The 17,230-nt window shown below is 51.8% G+C and carries 12 protein-coding genes; 3 read left to right on the top strand and 9 right to left on the bottom strand.

The window, feature by feature from the left end; genetic code table 11:
- Position 1: 1 nt before the first annotated feature.
- From ACTL32_RS00955 to ACTL32_RS00935, 5 genes are all read right to left on the bottom strand, one after another.
- The gene (locus tag ACTL32_RS00955) at positions 2-346 is read right to left on the bottom strand and encodes an EamA family transporter (protein ID WP_441339945.1); all 345 of its coding nucleotides are present in this window, start codon (positions 344-346) and stop codon (positions 2-4) included.
- Positions 333-680 carry an EamA/RhaT family transporter gene (locus ACTL32_RS00950; protein WP_441339717.1) on the bottom strand — a complete coding sequence of 116 codons (348 nt, stop codon included), beginning with the start codon at positions 678-680 and terminating at the stop codon, positions 333-335. Before ACTL32_RS00950 ends, ACTL32_RS00955 begins: the two co-directional genes overlap by 14 nt.
- Positions 658-2,403 (bottom strand): DUF6020 family protein, encoded by a 1,746-nt coding sequence (locus ACTL32_RS00945; RefSeq protein WP_441339716.1) that lies wholly within the window; start codon positions 2,401-2,403, stop codon positions 658-660. The genes ACTL32_RS00950 and ACTL32_RS00945 overlap by 23 nt, the downstream gene beginning before the upstream one ends.
- Positions 2,400-3,341 carry a glycosyltransferase family 2 protein gene (locus tag ACTL32_RS00940; protein WP_441339715.1) on the bottom strand — a complete coding sequence of 314 codons (942 nt, stop codon included), beginning with the start codon at positions 3,339-3,341 and terminating at the stop codon, positions 2,400-2,402. Before ACTL32_RS00940 ends, ACTL32_RS00945 begins: the two co-directional genes overlap by 4 nt.
- 111 nt (positions 3,342-3,452) lie before the next feature.
- The gene (locus ACTL32_RS00935; RefSeq protein WP_441339714.1) at positions 3,453-4,472 is read right to left on the bottom strand and encodes an acyltransferase; all 1,020 of its coding nucleotides are present in this window, start codon (positions 4,470-4,472) and stop codon (positions 3,453-3,455) included.
- A 161-nt stretch (positions 4,473-4,633) separates the two neighbouring features.
- Between ACTL32_RS00935 and ACTL32_RS00930 the strand changes: the two genes are divergently transcribed.
- Entirely contained in the window at positions 4,634-5,698 is a 1,065-nt protein-coding gene (locus ACTL32_RS00930) for an acyltransferase family protein (RefSeq protein WP_441339713.1), read from the top strand.
- Between the two features lie 243 nt (positions 5,699-5,941).
- On the opposite strand, the gene ACTL32_RS00925 is transcribed toward ACTL32_RS00930, so the two are convergent.
- Entirely contained in the window at positions 5,942-7,081 is a 1,140-nt protein-coding gene (locus tag ACTL32_RS00925; protein WP_441339712.1) for an acyltransferase, read from the bottom strand.
- A 227-nt stretch (positions 7,082-7,308) separates the two neighbouring features.
- Positions 7,309-9,264, bottom strand: a complete 1,956-nt coding sequence (locus ACTL32_RS00920) for a S8 family serine peptidase (RefSeq protein ID WP_441339711.1) — start codon at positions 9,262-9,264, stop codon at positions 7,309-7,311.
- A gap of 625 nt (positions 9,265-9,889) precedes the next feature.
- On the opposite strand from ACTL32_RS00920, the gene ACTL32_RS00915 reads away from it, so the two are divergent.
- Complete coding sequence (locus ACTL32_RS00915) at positions 9,890-10,648, top strand: C40 family peptidase (protein WP_441339710.1); 759 nt, start codon at positions 9,890-9,892, stop codon at positions 10,646-10,648.
- 330 nt (positions 10,649-10,978) lie between these two features.
- On the opposite strand, the gene ACTL32_RS00910 is transcribed toward ACTL32_RS00915, so the two are convergent.
- Positions 10,979-12,301, bottom strand: a complete 1,323-nt coding sequence (locus ACTL32_RS00910; RefSeq protein ID WP_441339709.1) for a S1C family serine protease — start codon at positions 12,299-12,301, stop codon at positions 10,979-10,981.
- 346 nt (positions 12,302-12,647) lie between these two features.
- Between ACTL32_RS00910 and ACTL32_RS00905 the strand changes: the two genes are divergently transcribed.
- Positions 12,648-13,550 carry an S-layer homology domain-containing protein gene (locus ACTL32_RS00905; protein WP_441339708.1) on the top strand — a complete coding sequence of 301 codons (903 nt, stop codon included), beginning with the start codon at positions 12,648-12,650 and terminating at the stop codon, positions 13,548-13,550.
- A 123-nt stretch (positions 13,551-13,673) separates the two neighbouring features.
- On the opposite strand, the gene ACTL32_RS00900 is transcribed toward ACTL32_RS00905, so the two are convergent.
- Positions 13,674-17,162, bottom strand: coding sequence for a DUF6359 domain-containing protein (locus ACTL32_RS00900; RefSeq protein WP_441339707.1), 3,489 nt, complete (start codon positions 17,160-17,162; stop codon positions 13,674-13,676).
- Positions 17,163-17,230: the final 68 nt, after the last annotated feature.

The raw sequence follows: 17,230 nt of genomic DNA, 5'->3' as shown, positions 1-17,230 counted from the left end.
TTCAACTCACCAACACAATCGCCCCTGCCACGATCAGCGCGACACCGATGATCTTGCGCACACTGATCGTCTCTTTCAGGAGCAGGTACGACAACACCATCGTCCAGATATAGGTGACGGCGGTCAGCGGGAATACGGTCGTGTACGGCAAAAACTGCAGCGCGACGATGTTCAGGATCGCCCCGAAGCCGTAGAAGCCGACACCCGCGATCAGCCGAAGCAGGAATTCCTTCCGTTCGGCGTTGATGTTGTGCGACGAAGCGGCTTTCAGGAAATAGCCGCCGAGCGCGCCGAGCCAGGTCATTGCGAGCAGCAGCCCAACCAAAAGAGCATTAATGGCGGTCACCCCCAATCGCGATGACGCCGGCCAGGATTAATCCAGTGCCCATAAGCATATTCCCCGTCACGGCTTCCCCAAGGAACATCGCACCGTAAAAGATGGCGATAACATAGCCGATGCTGAGGAGCGGATGCAGCACGGACATGCGGCCATAGCGGAACGCCGCGGTCATGAGCACCGCGCCGGCGCCGTAGAGCGCAAACCCGATCCACAGCCGGTAATCGAACACCCCTTCCGCGAGCTTCCAGAACAATTGCCCGGTCGCGGTCGAGAATGCTGCGGCGATCATCAGGACGATGCCGAGCGGCCGGGTCGCTTCAGTGTCGTTCAAGCCGCCCACCGCCTTTAGGTGCAAATGCGAGCAGCGCGATGAAGATCGCTGCAAAGAAGAACAGCGGATTGCCGTAGAGATAGCGGAAATCCTGCGCCGGAATCGCAGCTGCGACGGCGGCCGTATTGAGTGCCACCGGCAGCAGCATGAGCCAGACGCGCCAATTGTTGCGCACATACGCGATGTAGAACAGCAGCACGGTCAGGAATGTATAAAGCGCCGGGCGCCAGATGACTTCCTCCACGCCGGAGTCGACTTTCAGGTAACTGGACGCTGCCCGTGTCGGGAACGGATGGATCACTGTATTGACCAGCCCGAATTCATTGCCATGGTAGAGGTTCGTCACATAGCGGTTCATATAGCCGTCTTCCGGCTGGTTGATCTGCCAGACGAGCGAAGCTTCTTTCAGGAACGCTTCGATGGCGAGGCCCGGATTCTGCACGACGAGCGCGCCCCACATCTTGAAATAGCCCGGCCAGTCGTTGTAGATGACCCAGCGGTCGTAATCCCCCCATGAGAATTTGATCGGGTCGACGGCGTACGGGTTGTACTTCTCTTCCCACAGCTCGAGCGGCATCAGGCGGTTGATGTACTCGCGCTGCGCGTCGGTCATGTCGCCGTCATTGACAACGATGTTCGCGATCTGCTGGGTCGGGATGCTGAGCGCTTCCTGCGGATCGGAGCCGACCACTTCTAGGCTGTCATAGACCGGTCCGGTGATAACTTGGTGAAGTACGATGATGAACAGCGCGGCCGGCACCAGGCGCTTCCACGCGTGGCGGTAGATAACGGTGGTGAAAAGCATGGTGATGACGAACACCGGGAAGCCGTTATGCCGGAAAAACACCAGCACGAACGACCCGATGAGGAATAAAATCAGGAACGACGGCTTCTTCGCCTCTTCTCCGCCCGTCTTGACGAGCAGCACGAGCAGGAGCGAGAAGAACACGAGCGCCACGCTGTACGTGACGTCTTTCCAGATAATGATCGAGAAAATCGCGCTTGTCGGCATGACGGCAGCGACGATCAGCACTGCCCAGATGATGACGGGATGGACATTGAAGCGCCTCATCAGATAGCCCAGATACCCCATCGTCAGCGACAAAAGGGCAATCTGGAACAACGCGATGATGCCCGGGCTGTCCCAGATCTTCGTCAGCAGCATGATCGTCCACGTGAACATGACCGGATGCCAGTCGGTGAATTCCTGCGTCTTCGCCTGCTCCCACTGTGCGAGCGAGTCGGGTGTCATGGCCGCCGGGAAAAAGGCGATGAACATGAAGAGCGACGCGCCAAGCATCGGCAGCATGTACAGGAAGACGTGATAGAACGGCACGTTCCGTTCGCCCGTCGGCGCTTCAAAGCTCAGGGAAAAGCGGATCGCAGCAAGGGCGGCGACCGCCACTGCGAGGAACATGCCTAGATAGACAGCACCGATGACGAGCGGGTTGTTATCGAGCAGATAAGCTTGCTCTCCGCGCATGCTGAATGCGGCGAGCACCGAGAATAGCGGCAGGAAGATGGCGAGGCTGATTTTTTTCGGTTTCGTCCAAGCAGAAATCGCCTTGCCGAACGGGCGTATGTACCAAAGCAGCGCGAAAAAGACGACAGCCGCCGCCCCGATGAGCAGCGGATGTGCATTCAAGATCGGCTCAAAATAAAAGATGGAGGCCACGCTGAGGAAAAGGGCCGCAATGATTCCGACGGCGATCGCTAGAGGTCCCCTCTTCATACGTTTCGCTCCCGGTTGATGTCGTGGCTGATGCGGTTCAGTTCCAGTTCAAACTGCTTGCGGTGCGTTCCGGCGACCGTATCGAGGATCAAGCCGCACGCAAACGCCAGCATCGACAGCATGACGAAGCCGACGGCGAGGATGGCAGACGGCACCCGCGTGACAAACGCGGTCTGGACGTACTCGATGATGACCGGCACGCCGGCGATCAGGCCAAGGATCAGGAAGATCGCTGCCCACGATGTGAAGAACAAGAACGGCTTGTAATCCTTGAACAGCGTGAAGATCATGCGCAGCACTTTCATGCCGTCCTGGATCGTGTTGAGCTTGGATTCACTGCCTTCAGGGCGGTCGCGGTAATCGATCGCGACTTCCTTGATGAGGAATTTATTGTCGAGCGCATGGATGCTCATCTCGGTCTCGATCTCGAAGCCCGGGCTTGTCACCGGCAACGATTTGACGAACAAGCGGTCGAATGCGCGGTAGCCGGTCATGATGTCGTTGATGTTGCTCTTGTACAGGCGGTTGATGAGGTTCTTGACGAGCGTGTTGCCGAAGCCGTGGAACTGGCGCTTGTTTTCGTTGAAGTATGTACCGTTCGAGAGCCGGTCGCCGATGACAAGGTTCGCTTCGCCGTTGACGACCGGGCGGATGATGTCGTGGACGAATTCCGCCGGATAGGTGTCATCCCCGTCCGCCATCACGTAGACATCCGCATCGATGTCGCGGAACATCGAACGCACGACGTTGCCTTTGCCCTGGCGCGGTTCCTGCCGGACGATCGCCCCGTTTGCGAGCGCCACTTCGGTCGTTTTGTCGTTTGAGTTGTTGTCGTATACATAAATAGCCGCATCAGGCAGTTCCTTGCGGAAATCCTGAACGACTTTGCCGATTGTTAACTCTTCATTGTAACAAGGCAGCAAAACAGCAATTTTCATAAGCCTGTCCTCCGTCGTTTTCATACATATTTTTACATTACCATATTATACCTTGAAGATCGGTCAGATTGATAGGCAATGCATCATTTTCAGAATGTTAAATTTATCCTCTTAAGGGACGATGTGCCTAGTTCCCGGCAGCTTCTGCAGGACCCGAATGATGCCGTAGGACACGAAGAAAATTACGGCCCATGAAATCAGGATCCCGACACCGGGGGCGATCATTGACGGGTTAATGCCCGCATATTTGTCAAGGTAGAACTGGACGAGTGGATGGATCACATAGATGCCAAGCGTCGCGGTGCTCATCGATGTGATGAACCGATGCGCTTTCATGATCGGGTTCAGGTGCTGGAACGCCGTGAAAATGAACAGCGTGATGGCGAGTGAGTTCGGCCGGTAATGTTCGTAAAAGAATTCATCGAGTTCGCCTTTGTACTCGGTAAGGGATTCGGTGCCCAGATAGGTACTGAAATAGCCGAAGACCGCCGCAGCCCCAAGGAGCGGCAGGAACTTTTTCGGAATCGGGTACAGAAATAGGTACGCTCCGAGCATGAAATAGCCGATATATGGCTCGAACATACCGGCGCTAAACGCAATGTCGAAGCCGAGGAATTTATTGACGAACGGCATAAATACGGTGAAAATCACCCAGAACAACAGAAAATATTCGAACGTTCTCTTGCTCATCCGGTCGACCAGGATGCGCAGGAACGGTGCCATGAGGTAGAGGCCGATAATGGTGTAGAGAAACCACAAGTGGAAATAGATGTCGTCGGTGAGGAACAGCGTCAGTGCTTCGCCGACCGTGTAGCTGCGGCCTTGTTCCAGGATGCGGTACAGGAGATAGACGCCGCTCCAGAAAAGGAGCGGGATGAACGCTTTGGCGAGCCGTTTCTTCAGGAAGCTCCAGACCGGTTCGTCGGGTTTGCGCGTAAGGAGCAGCGCGCCGCTCAACATGAAGAACACCGGGACGCACCAGCGCAGCGCCGAATCGATGGCGTTCGCGAGCTTCCATTCCCAGGCTTCCGGCGGTTCGGCGTTGATGATTTTCGACAGCACATGGATGCCGACGACCGTGATGATCGCCAGTACCCGCAACCAGTCCATGTATTCATAGCGCTCCTTCATCTCGGCTCCCTCTTTCCGCGTACCCTTTTTCTAACACATTCCCTAGTCCCGCGTACGCAAAACAGGAAAATTTTCCTGCAGCCGCAGACATTCCGTTTTTTCTTCTATATAATAGATGGAGTTATGCAAAAGAGAAATGGAGTTTTTAGAGTGAGTGCCTTATGCGAAAATTAACCGAAATCGACATGATCCGGGCCATCGCCTGCCTCAGTGTCGTCTATAACCACGTCATCACGAATTACCAGAAGTTCTCAGGTGCGGCTTTTGTTGAAACGACGCCGTTTCTGGTCATCCGCTACGGGTTCCTGTTCGCGACCCCGATCTTTATCCTGATCTCGATCACGCTGCTCGCCCGGAGCTATCCGGACAAGCTGCCGAAAGGCTTCCTGTGGTCGCGCATCAAATACATATTCGTCCCGTACGCCTTGATCGGCTTATTCTCGTCCTATACGCATTCGCTGCGGAGCGAAACGCCGTTCCTCGAAATCGCTTGGAACGTCGTCGGCCTCGGCGACTGGCACGGCTTTTTCATCCTGGTCATCTTCCAGTTCTACGTGCTGTATTACGTCCTGAACCGACCGCTGCGGAAAATAAACCCGTGGGTTGCGATCGCGGTGTCGTTCTTCATTACATTCGCACACCTGTACGCCATCGAGAACGCCGAAGCGTACCGGCAGTTCATCTTCACCGAATATCCGCTGTGGTACCGGACGCACATCTTTGCGTGGATCAGCTATTTCACCGCCGGGTTCTATATCGGCGTCTATTATGACCAATTGGCGGCGTTCGTCCGTAAATGGAAGTTCGGACTTGCGGCGTTCGCAGCGGCCGGCTTCGGCTGGATCTTCTACAATGTCCAGGTGGTCGGCTATACGGACGTCTCGAGCGACCGCTACGACATGTTCTTTTATACGATCGCAGTGTTCTTCCTGCTCGTCGTCGTGTTCCAGCGCTCCGAGCGGCCGCATCCTTTGCTCGAGATCGTCGGCAGCTTCTCGTTTTTTATTTACCTGTCGCACATGACGTTCATCCTGGGCTTGAGCCGCATCATCAACGTCTTCAATGACAGCTTCATCCTGTATACGGCATCTCTTCTGCTGTTCACCGTCGGCATCTGCATCGGCGTCGGCGCGCTCCTCTATCTCCACCGGTGGAGCCAGTGGATCACCGGCAGGAACCGCCTGCTGGACCGCTTGCTGCCGCGTCTTGTTTCGAGGGTGGAATGAAAAAGAACATGAAAAAAGGCAACCGCTGCGGCGGTTGCCTTTTTCTGTAGTTGCGGGAGTTTCCTCTTTCGTGAAGATCCCGCCGGTTTGATTGCTATGAGCGGTTTTTGTTTTCTTATGAGCGTTCAGCGACCGGTTATGATCGTTCAGCGGCCGGTTATGATCGTTCAGCACTCTGTTATGATCGTTCAGCGGTCCGCTATGATCACTCAGCCCAAAATCCAGCTGCCTGATTTAACAATGCTAAGCTTCCACTTTTTCCGAACTGCGCGTTTTCCTTCTCGATTCGCCGGCGTTCCAGAACAGCGGCGCGTCTTTCGGCAACTTGCCGAAGATGAAACCGGCGAGCGGCACGAAGCGATGGAATGCCCAGATGAAGAAGTAGCAGGCGATGACGGCCAGGATGTATTGCAGCCAGATCATGGCGTGCCAGGAAAGGCCGGTCTCTTTTGTCGGGAACCACAGCATCACATAATACAGGATCATCGGATGGACCAGGTAATAGCCGAACGAGTACATTGCGACGTATTTCAGTTTGCCGGTGACGTTCCGGCCGAACAGCGTGACGAACTTTTCCGAGATGTAGAAAAAGAACAGCGCGCCGAGCGTCAGGAAGATAATGCCGACCAAGCGGTAATATGGAGTCGGAATCGATACCGGGTCGCCGAACAGGTTGCGGTAATGGATCGACACGTAGATGATGCCGCAAAGGAGCGAACCGGATCCGGCCAGGACGATTTTCCAGCCCCGAATTTTAGCAGAGACCGTTTCATAATGAAAGCCGATCCATGCGCCGAGCGAGAATGCCGCGAAATAGTTCAGGAAGAAATGCGGCGTGTCAACAAGTCGGAATTTCAGGTTGACGACGTAGAAGACGAATTCAACCAGGAAGCCGATCAGCCAGAAATGCTTCTGGAGGAACGCTGAGCGCCGGACGATGACCAGGATCAGCGGGAACACCAGGTAGAACTGGACAATCAGGTAGATGAACCAGAGCTGGTAATGGCTTTTGCCGTTCAGCAGGCGGTCCCAGGCTTCGGCGAAATCGAATGTCCGTGCGCCGAGATGGACGTTGAAGAATTCATAGAAAATCGACCAGACGATATACGGAATCAGGATATAGGACACCCGTTTTTTCCAATAGGATTTGAAGACATCTTTCGTCAGTTCGCGCGTCCGGTAATTATAGAAGAACACGATGCCGACAAGCATGATGAACAGCGACGATTCCACGCGGATGATGCGGTTGAGGAAATGGTAGGCCTGGTGCTGGACCGTATGCGGTTCGAACAGATGGAAGATCTGCGCGGTTGTATGGACAAGCACCACCATGAGCATCGCCATGATGCGGACGTAGTAGATGGATGATATCTCTTTTTTCACGCCGGCTCTCTCCTTCCTTGAATTTATTTAAAATGGATTTTTATGACATATAGGTAAAACACTCAACCTTTAGTATACCGCTCTCTTGTTCCTTTGTCAGGTCAAACTTTGCCGTTCAGCTAACGGTGGAGCCCACGATTGGGACGAATGAGTATTGGAAAAGTTTCCATTCGATTCTCCTGCATATGCCAAAAAGGCCGTCCGGAAATCCGGATGGCCTTGAGGTTTTATTGCGCAGCGAGGCGGTAGATGAATACCGAGAGCTGGCCGCGCGTGACGTTCTGGGAGACGCCGAAGCGTGTCGCCGAGATGCCGTCTGTGATGTTGTGGGCGACGAGTGCGTTGACTGCCGCTGCGTAGCGGTCAGAAACGTCCGTGAATGCCGACGATGTGGTCCCCGCTTGGAGATCGTAGGCGCGCTGCAGGATAATCGCGATTTCGCCGCGCGTCAAGGAATCATATGATCCAAAGCGGTCGGCGCTCTTGCCGCCGATGATGCCGGCTGCTTTCAGCGCATTGACGGCGCCCACTGCACGGGCCGGCACGTCGCTGAAGCCGGATGCCGGTGCGGCCGCGGTGTTAAGGCCGAGCTCTTTCGCTAGCCAGATCGCCGCATCCGCGCGGATGATCGGTTTAGCGATGCCAAACTCCGTCTGGGTCATGCCTTGTGTAATATTGCGGCTCAATAAATACTTGACTGCCGGTGCGTAAAACGATGTGACGTCCTGGAATTGAGACGGATCCGGAGACGGGACAGGCACCGGTGCCGGAACCGGCTCAGGCGGATATTGGCTGCTGATGCTGATCTGCACCGAGAAGCCTTCATATGTCGCTGTCACAGTTGTCGTGCCGGCGCTTTTCAACGTGATGCGCCCTTTGTCGACAGCCGCTACTGCCGGATTGGCCGAGGACCAGACCGCTTCAGCGGTGGCGTCTTTTTTCGTACCGTTCTTTAGTTGCGCTGCAACAGTCACTTGGAACGCATCCCCCGGTTCGCCGGAAAGCAGGGTTTTGCTCGCGGTGAGTCCCGAGACGGTCATATCTTCCTTGATGACGATCGGCGTCGTATAGGACGTTGCCTGCAGGATGCCGAAGCCGAAATACGGATCGCGTCCGGCCGGCCCTGCGTCGCGCACTTGCGATACGAGCACTTGGCGCAGCTGTTCGTTCGTCAGATGCGGATAAGCCTGCTTCATCAGCGCCAGGTTTCCTGCGACGTACGGCGCCGCCATCGACGTGCCGCTCATGTAGACGTATTGATTGTTGGGATAGGTGCTGGCGATGTTCACACCAGGTGCTGCGACTTCAACGGTGCTCCCTGTCGATGAAAAAAGTGCGCGGGCGGAATTGCGGTCCACCGCAGCGACGCTGATGACAGACGGATAGCGTGCAGGGAAATCAGCGGTGTCCCCTGTTCCGAGGTCATTGCCATCATTGCCGGCAGCTGCGATGACCAAGAGGCCTGCGGCATACGCTTTGTCGACCGATGAACGGAGCGCGAACGAATCCGTCTGGGTGCCGGCGCTCAAATTGATAATGTCCATGCCGTTTGCGACCGACCAGTCGATGCCTTCGATCATATCAGACAAACGGGCTTCGCCGTTCTCATTGAACGCTTTGACGGCGTATAGGTCCGCATCGTACGCGACTCCCCGGACGCCGAAGCCGTTGTGGCGGGCGCCGATGATGCCGGCGACATGCGTGCCGTGGCCCTGGTCATCGCTAAAGCTCGCGGTATAGTCAACGGCTGAATAGCCGCCCGCAATCCGCAAGTCTTCATGCGGAGAGATCCCTGAGTCAATGACGGAGATTTTGACGCCCCGGCCGGTGAATCCCGAGCTCCAGGCAGCCGGGATTTTGCTGGACCCAATGCCCCAGTCTTCCATCTGTGCGCTCAATTTGACGATGACGTCTTCCTCGATATGCGCGATGTCCGGGTCGGCGAGCAGTTCTTTGGCGGCATCAGCAGATACTTTCGCAGAAGCGACGGCCACTTCTTCATACTCCTCTTCCATTTGCCCGCCTGCGTCTTCTACAGCTTCCGCCATTTCCTCTTGGCTGACGCCGTCTTCAAAGACAATCAGGACATTCTGTTCCGGGTTCAGTGCGGCAAATGCAGTGTTTCCGAGAGGCTGCGGCGCCAAGAGCGCCAGCGACAATGCGAGGATTGCATATTTTTTCATCGGATTCTTCCTTCCAAATTGAATTTATAGTAAATTTATTACATTTGTTTTTATTATAATTACAAATAAAGTATATAATTTTTGACGTAATACGTCCACTGGAGCAGCTTTTGGATGCCCCTGCCTAATTGTATAGAAGTGAAGGTTTTTTGAAAATAATATTTTTTATTTTCTTACAGCTTTTATTGAAATACAGACGATAGCATAAATATCATAAGTATTATCTGATAATTCAATAAACAATATTCTTACTATAATTTTATCGTTTATTTGTGTTTGGATCATTGCCTAGTTTACTACTGCTAATAAACCCTTTGAAATGGATAAAAAATGAAAATAAACATATCTATTTAATTGTTATATTACAGAATTAAGCCTCTAAACCCATTTTTCTTTGTTTTTAAACCTCCAGTCAGAACATTAACGTACACCAAAACCCTTGCTATTACTGGTTTTATTCCACAGAAATATATTGTTATATAATTGTAATATAACTGCAATGGTATTGACGTTGTTTTTCAATGTTTAAGACTCTATAGTAGGTAACAGGTTGAAAAACAAATTGATTCTTATTTCTGGATAACATATAGCACAAAAAACTAAACCGAACCGATAGGAGAAAACAATGAAAAAATTAGTCTTCACACTTCTTGCAGCTAGTACATTGGTATTTACTAACTCGGCTACTGATGCAGAAACAGCATTTGCATCCACTTCAAATACAACATCTTATGAAACTTCAGCTACAGAAACTTCCGTAGAGGTCGTAGAAGTTGCGTCAAGCAAAGCAACTGCGAAATCCGGAACATTCAAAATGAAATACAACACAAACGTCCGTTTGGACGCTGGCACAAAATACAAAGTCGTAACAGTCGCTAAAAAAGGCGCTAAAGCTGTTGCCACTCACCAGAAAAAAGTCGGAAGCCAAACTTGGTTCAAAGTGAAAGTCAACGGCAAAGCTGGCTGGGTTCTTAGCACACTCGTAACATCTGCTTCTTCAGGCGCTAAAGTTGTCAAAGCTTCAAGCTCTACTTCAACATCAGCGATCGTTTCAACTGCACTATCGCTTAAAGGCATCCCTTACAAATTCGGTGGAACAACAACTAGCGGTTTCGACTGCAGCGGTTTCACACAATATGTATTCAAAAAAGCAGGCAAAAGCCTTTCACGTACAACACTTTCACAATTCGCTGAAACAACAGCTGTATCTTCACCACAGCCAGGAGACTTGATCTTCTTCGCTAACACGTACCGCGCTGGCATCTCGCACGTCGGCATCTACATCGGCAACGGCCAATGGGTACACTCCGGCGGCAAGAAAGCTGAAGTCTTAAGCGTTAACGCTCCATACTGGGGAGACAAAATCCACAGCTACAGACGCTAATCTCCATAAAACATTGTAAAGGCCTAGCCGGCGACGCCGGTTAGGCTTTTTTGTTTGGCTAGTGTTGCTTCCGCGGGCGATTGTTGCGTTTTTTTGGCCTAGTAGGAACTCAATAGGATTTAGTGGGAATTCAAGTGAGTTAAGTGGCAATTCACCTGCCCTAAGTGGGAACTCGACTGCTCCAAGTGATAACTCACAACCCAGGACAATAGAAAGACCCATATGGTCGTGTGAAAACGGTCCGGCACCTGGCATGCAAACCTATTTAAGTACAATACCGCTCCAATCTAAAAAAGGGCCAATCCAGCAGTTGCTGGATTGGCCCTTTCGTTATTCACTCACTTTGATAGCTTTGATTTGGTAATCGCCGAATTCATCAATGACGATGGTGTATTCGGTCGTATTCATTTCCGACAGGGTCTTGCCGCTCGCTTTGTCTTTGTAGACAAGTTCAGCGGTAGCGGTCACTTTCGCTTCCTTGTCACCGATTTCGACTGCGTCAATTACCGGCTTCAATGCGTTAAAAGTACGCTCCTCCGTGCGGTATGAACCCACCATCGCCTTCCCTGCCACCTCGGCTTCGCTGCCTGGCAGGAGGTATTGCTGGTAGTAGTTTTCCGCCGGTTCGTTTAATGCGTATGGAATCAATTCATAATAGGATTCGATGAAGCTGGTCAGCAATTGCTCATCGAAATAGGCATCTTTGACGTCCTGCAGCACGATTTCTTCCTCTTCGTAGACAATCGGGTCTGCCGCCCAGGCATTGAGTTGCTCGGTCACGCTATGGATTGGAATCGCATAGCCGATGCCCGGCTTGTCTTCCAAGATGATCGAGTTGATGCCGATGATGCGCTCGCTTTCCGCATCGATCAGCGGTCCGCCGCTTGAACCTTTCTGGATGGCCGCGGTCATTTCGTATAGACCGGTGTATTCATAATCGGCCGAGAAGCTTTTATCGACAGCGGTTATTTCCCCTTCTGTCGCGGTGTTGCTCTGGTCCAGCGGACTGCCGATCGCCACTACTTTGCGTCCGGTTTCCAATTCCTTCGTCTCCATCGCCATCGGCTTCTTGCCGGCCAGTTCGGCAACGCGCACTAGAGCCAAGTCTTCCGTATCCGAAATGCCGATCACCTGGCCGTTGAATTCCTGGCCGTCGCTGTTTTTCAGCGTGATATACGAAGCATCTTTGACGACGTGTGCATTCGTCACCACATCGCCGAGTTCATTGTATAAAAAGCCCGATCCCTGCTCGAGATCCGTGTAGATCGTGTAGACTTGCGTCTTCGCATTCGCGATCATCGTCGACAAGTCTTTTTCAGGTGCCGCGACCGGTGTGCTGGAGCTTTCAATGATGACTTCCGGTGCAGACTCCGGTTCAGGCGGCGCCTCTGTCCTCACGTCCTCTACCTTGCCTTCTTCAGGCTTCGGCGTTTCCTCTACCGGCAATTCCTTCTCCGCTACCTTGAATCCAGCATACGTCTTTCCTGCAAACGAATCCTTCTTCACTTCAGCAGAAATTGCCGTTTCCGTTTCCGGCTGCAGCAGGAAGTAGCTCCCGATGCCCGCAAGCATCAAAACCGCGAGCGTCAGCACCGCAATCAGCAACCGCTTTTTCGCAGTTTCCTGTTTTCTATTGGCCAATCGATTGTTCATAGATTCATCCCGTTTCTGTCAGAGTATCCATTAGACGGCGGTCCAGCTTCTAAGATTTCTTCTTATTATATCAGCAAGGAGCGAAAACGTCTTTTAATATGAGGTGACCATATGAACCAAGGACGGACGGTGGCATTTCGCCGGGGCGAAATGCGCTTTTGGGTTTAAAGGAGCCCTCTGTGGTGGCAGAGGGCTTTTCATATTATTTGAGAAGTGTTTGCGTGCAGTGTTTGCGTGCCGGGCACGCAAACACTTCAATCTAATAAATTTAGTAAAAAAGTTATTTACTTGTAAAAAACAGGATGATACAATCATCTGAGTACTTTTAGATAGGGGATAACATTCATTGAACAATCATAAACTTTTTCTGGCAGCTTCTGCCGTGGCAATTGCTGCTGTGGCTGTCGCCGCTCCAGTCAGCGCATCTTCGGAATATACTTTTACAGATGTCGGCGTCCGTTATGAAAGAGCTGTCAGCTTCTTATACGAATATGAGATCATCCAAGGTGTTTCTGCGACAAAATTCGGCACTCAACAAGTCTTGACGCGCGGTGACGCTGCGGTGATTTTGGCCAATACACTAGAACTTGATACTACTGCGGCTCCGGATGCTGGATTTAAAGATTTGAACACGCGTGTGCGCGGATCTGTAAATGCACTTGCCGAGGTCGGTATAGCTTCAGGAGTGACCAAAACCGAATTCAAGCCAAGTGAGCCATTAAGCCGAGGCGCTATGGCGAAATTTTTAGTGTCTTCTTTCGGCTTGGAAGACTACCAGGAAAAAACACCTTTCACTGATGTCGGCGGTGTTTTCCAACCGTACATCGAATCGATCTATGGAACAAAAATCACTTCCGGCAAGACCCCCACTTCATATGGAACATACTTAAACATCACTCGAGGAGAATTTGCGAATTTATTATACAATACGATTAATTTTGTTATCGACAACACGTATTCACCCGATCTGTCCAACTCTGAAGCGATCAATCCGACTACCAGCAGCATCACATTTTCCCTGCCGGTTCCGGAAGAGTACACAGCAGCCGACGCAGGGGATTTCTTCTACTATTCCATTAAATTTGAGGATGGAACTGAAGTGGAAATGACTCCTACCTCATTCACGTTTTCTGATAATCGCAGAGTATTGACATTTGAACACCCGAATGCTGATTTAAGCGGAAAAGCCGGCGTGATCATCGTTGAGGATTTTGAATATGCCTATGATATTCCTTTTGACTTTAAATAAGTGAGAAAGCTTGGATAGCTGCCCCTATCCAAGCTTTTTTTGTTGAATTGTTTGCGTGCCAGGCACGCAAACAATTACCCGAATAAAAAAGCACCCGCCTAAGCGGGTGCCCCTCATCTTCTCCTACTTCTTCGCTTGCCCTTTGTTCGTCACAACTGTGTAGTTGCCGAACTCGTTGATGCTGAGTGTGAACGTAGAGCCGTTCAGTTCGCCTTGGATGATTTTCCATTTACCGTTCGCGTCTTCGCGTGCACCGAACTGGATTTTGACGTCGGTTGTGTCAAATGCCAATTCTACGCTTGTCGTGAACTTCACTGGAATTTCATTGCCTTCAGCGTCTGTGATGGCGATGTCGAGCTGGTTTGTCAGGGCCGGACGGCTGTCGACTGCTGCCGCGTCGTCCACTGCCAATGCCAATGTGAAGCCTTCGCCGGCTGCGTCAGCAAGCTGCTGCAGGTTTTCCGTTGAAAGTGTCAAATCGGCTGTCGGCAAGTCGATCAGAAGATCTTTGCCGCTCGCGATCAATGCGTCCACTGTGCCTTCTGAGAATGCGATATCAAGTGTACCGTCTTCATCAAATTCGCCAGCTGTGATGACCGCTGTTTCGCCTGTCATGTCCGGATCGGCTTCCTGTTCGCCAGGAACGACCGGATCCGCGAATGTGATTTGTGCAAGGAGCGGGTCGTGGTCAGATGCACGGCCATGTTCTTCCATGAACAATGCATTGATGTGGACCATATCCAGTTCCGTCTTGCCTGCCAAGTTGTTCGTTACTAGCAGGTGGTCAAGAACTTGCGAGTTGCCTTGGTAATAATAAGAGAAACGGTCTTCTAGCGGCACATCTTCGACTTTATTCGTCAGGATGTCGCCTTTTAGGGCCTCAAGAGCCGGTGTGAATTCGAAATCGTTCATGTCGCCAGCGACGATGACATTCAGGTTCGGGTCTTGTGCAAGCCCTTCTTGAATAAATTCGTTGATCGCTGTTGCAAGTTCAATGCGCTCTTCAACCGATCCAAGGAATGGCGGCTGGTTCTGGCCGAACAAGCCCTGGTCTCCGCCTTTTGAGTTCAAGTGGGCGCCGATGACAACCACTTGCTCGCCTTGAAATTCAAATTGCGCCGCTACCGGCTTGCGTGTGTTCGGCATATCGAACGGCAAGATGCGTCCCGGGTTGAGTGACAATTCGCCGCCGACCCATTCCGTATCCTGTGTCGCTGTGCCTTTTACGCCTTCAGAAAGTGTTACGCGTTCAGGGTTGTACAAGTAGCCGACGCGGATGTTCCCGCCTGGCTGCCCGCCGTCTTTATTGTATTCCGGTGCGATGTCGGTCCATGCGTACGTTGGTCCGCCAGCAGCTTTGATCGCTTCGATCAAACGCTCATAGCTTGCCGTTGCATCAGAATTTCCAGATGCAATCGGGCCGTCGCTGTCCTGCACTTCGACCATCGTGATGATGTCCGGTGAGTTCAAGTCGTTGACGAACGATTCGCCGATACGCGCCGCCTTTTCATTGCTTGTGTGGCTCGGGTCTGCAGAGAAGTTCTCGACGTTATAAGCTGCAACCGTCAATTTGTCTTCTGCATTTTCGATCCACGTCTGTTCCGGCTGCGTTCCGCCGTCTACGATTGCTGGAAGTTCGTTTTCATTTGTCCAGATCTGGTAATTGCCGAAGCCGTAGCCAAGGACGCCGACCGGCATGCTTGCGAATGAATCGCCCGCTTTGGCAATGACGTTATCGCCAGTTGTTACAGTGATGCGTTCAGGGTTGTAGTCATCTTCTGAAAGAAGGATGCCGCCCTGTTTGTGGAATTCGTTGTTTGTTGCGTTTTTCGATACGACGAACACTTCGCCGTAATCCTGCGGCCCGACGATTTGTGCGTCAGACACGCCGACGCGCATAAGTTCTAATGATTCCCAGAAATCAATGCCGTCTTCTTCAGGGTTGAATTGGGTCAATCCGTCGTTGTCGATGTTCTGAGTCGGCGGGAAGACATCTTTGCCGATGACTAATGGTGCTGGAAGTTCAGCCGTTCCGTCCTTCACAACTTCCGTCGAGCGGATGCGTGTAAGCGGAAGGTCGTTTTCTCTCATGTCCGAATAGCCTTTATAGAACCATTCTTCCACAGTACCAGCAACCGTTACTACGTCGCCAACCTGGAATGAACTGCTTGCGCTTGCACGGTTGACGATGATGGCTTCAGAAGTTTTCCAGTCGCCGTCGCCGTTCGGATCTTGGATCACAAAGTTTGCGCCGTTATAGAAATGTGTGATGACGCCTGTGATTTCATTCACCGTTACGTTTTCGTAGTTCGTGAAATGCTTTTTGCCTTGGATGTCACGTATTTTCAGGTCCGCTGTTTTCAGGACTGTGTATTCGAACGTGAAGACGTCCGATGTTTCAGCGCCGATAGCGATGGCTTTGATCGCCACATCTTCTGTCAGCGTGATTGGTCCTGTGTACTCTGTGCTTTGGGCAGTTGGTGCCGAGCCGTCAAGCGTGTAATAGATCGTTGCGTTTTCCCAGCCAGATTGCAATGTGATTTCCGTTCCTTGGGAAACGACACCAGGGAAGACATTTGCATAGACGGCCGGTTTGTTGACCAAATCAAAACTTTCGATGCCAAGCGTTTTCACTTGGTATGTGTCGTTGAATTTCGAAGCGATTCCCGTTACGTGAACCAAATCGCCTTCTTTGTATTGCTGCATGAAGCGCTCGTACGTCAATCCGTTGCGGTTATCGTTTCGGATGACGACCGTTTCGCCGTTTTCAGCAGTGGCCGTGAATTCGAACGTGCCGTATGAGTTCACGGCAGTAAGGCCAGTGATCGTGACGTTTTTAAGTTCGATCCGTTCGCCTTGAGTGTCTTCATTGACGCCGGCTGGAGTGATTGTTTGAAGTGCCGGCAATTCGTTGTTCGAAGAAAGGACTTCGATTGTATTCGGCTGGAATTGAAGCTCGCCCGAATACTCGGATACTGACCCGACAAGGCGGACCTTGTCGCCAGGAACTACTTTGGCACTTGAAGTATAAACGTAAATGCCCGCAGTTTCATCCTGTACGTAGAACGCGTTGCCGCCCCAGAATCCAGTTCCGGTCGTAACTGTAGCTTCGACTGAAATCAACTCGCCAGGCATTGTGCGCGCTTGGGCAAGTGTATCGACTGCAGTCGGTTCAGGCGGCGCTTCGCCTCCTGAAAGGATTGTGTAAGCAGATGCACTGCGGAGGCCCGGAACTGTAAAGTAGGCGCCGAGTGTACCTGTGATTGTTACTTGAGCTTTAAAGTTCGTTGGATTGTCGACAAGGTTCACGCCAGCACGGACAGAGCCCGATGGCAATTGAACCGGCAAGATTTTTGCAGGATCTGTTTCATCCGGAGAATCCGCAAGCCCTACGTTAGTAGCTGCTGTAAAAGGAGCTTCCTGGTCGTAGCTCGTGCCACTATTGGCCGTCCCCACGATATACCCTTTCACTGTCGCTGTTCCTGTATTATTTGCTATCGCTTCCGCTACCGTGATCGGTTCTGCGGCATCGGCTGTTGCCATGAACGGCAGGACAGCGGACAAGGCCAGTAAAAGACTTAGAAAAATCTTACTGAACGAACTTTTGGTCAAATTGCTCCACTCCTTGGATTTTTTTGAGGTACAGGATTAATTATACATTTCGATTGTAAGCGCTTCAT

Source organism: Planococcus sp. FY231025 (assembly GCF_052078085.1).
Lineage (GTDB): Bacteria > Bacillota > Bacilli > Bacillales_A > Planococcaceae > Planococcus.
This window is presented reverse-complemented; position numbering and strand designations above follow the sequence as displayed.

Excerpts from the sequence above, each read along its gene's own strand:
- ACTL32_RS00935 (WP_441339714.1), bottom strand. The coding sequence starts at position 4,472 with ATGAAGGAGCGCTATGAATACATGGACTGGTTGCGGGTACTGGCGATC.
- ACTL32_RS00910 (WP_441339709.1), bottom strand. The coding sequence starts at position 12,301 with ATGAACAATCGATTGGCCAATAGAAAACAGGAAACTGCGAAAAAGCGG.
- ACTL32_RS00930 (WP_441339713.1), top strand. The coding sequence starts at position 4,634 with ATGCGAAAATTAACCGAAATCGACATGATCCGGGCCATCGCCTGCCTC.
- ACTL32_RS00945 (WP_441339716.1), bottom strand. The coding sequence starts at position 2,403 with ATGAAGAGGGGACCTCTAGCGATCGCCGTCGGAATCATTGCGGCCCTT.
- ACTL32_RS00940 (WP_441339715.1), bottom strand. The coding sequence starts at position 3,341 with ATGAAAATTGCTGTTTTGCTGCCTTGTTACAATGAAGAGTTAACAATC.
- ACTL32_RS00920 (WP_441339711.1), bottom strand. The coding sequence starts at position 9,264 with ATGAAAAAATATGCAATCCTCGCATTGTCGCTGGCGCTCTTGGCGCCG.
- ACTL32_RS00915 (WP_441339710.1), top strand. The coding sequence starts at position 9,890 with ATGAAAAAATTAGTCTTCACACTTCTTGCAGCTAGTACATTGGTATTT.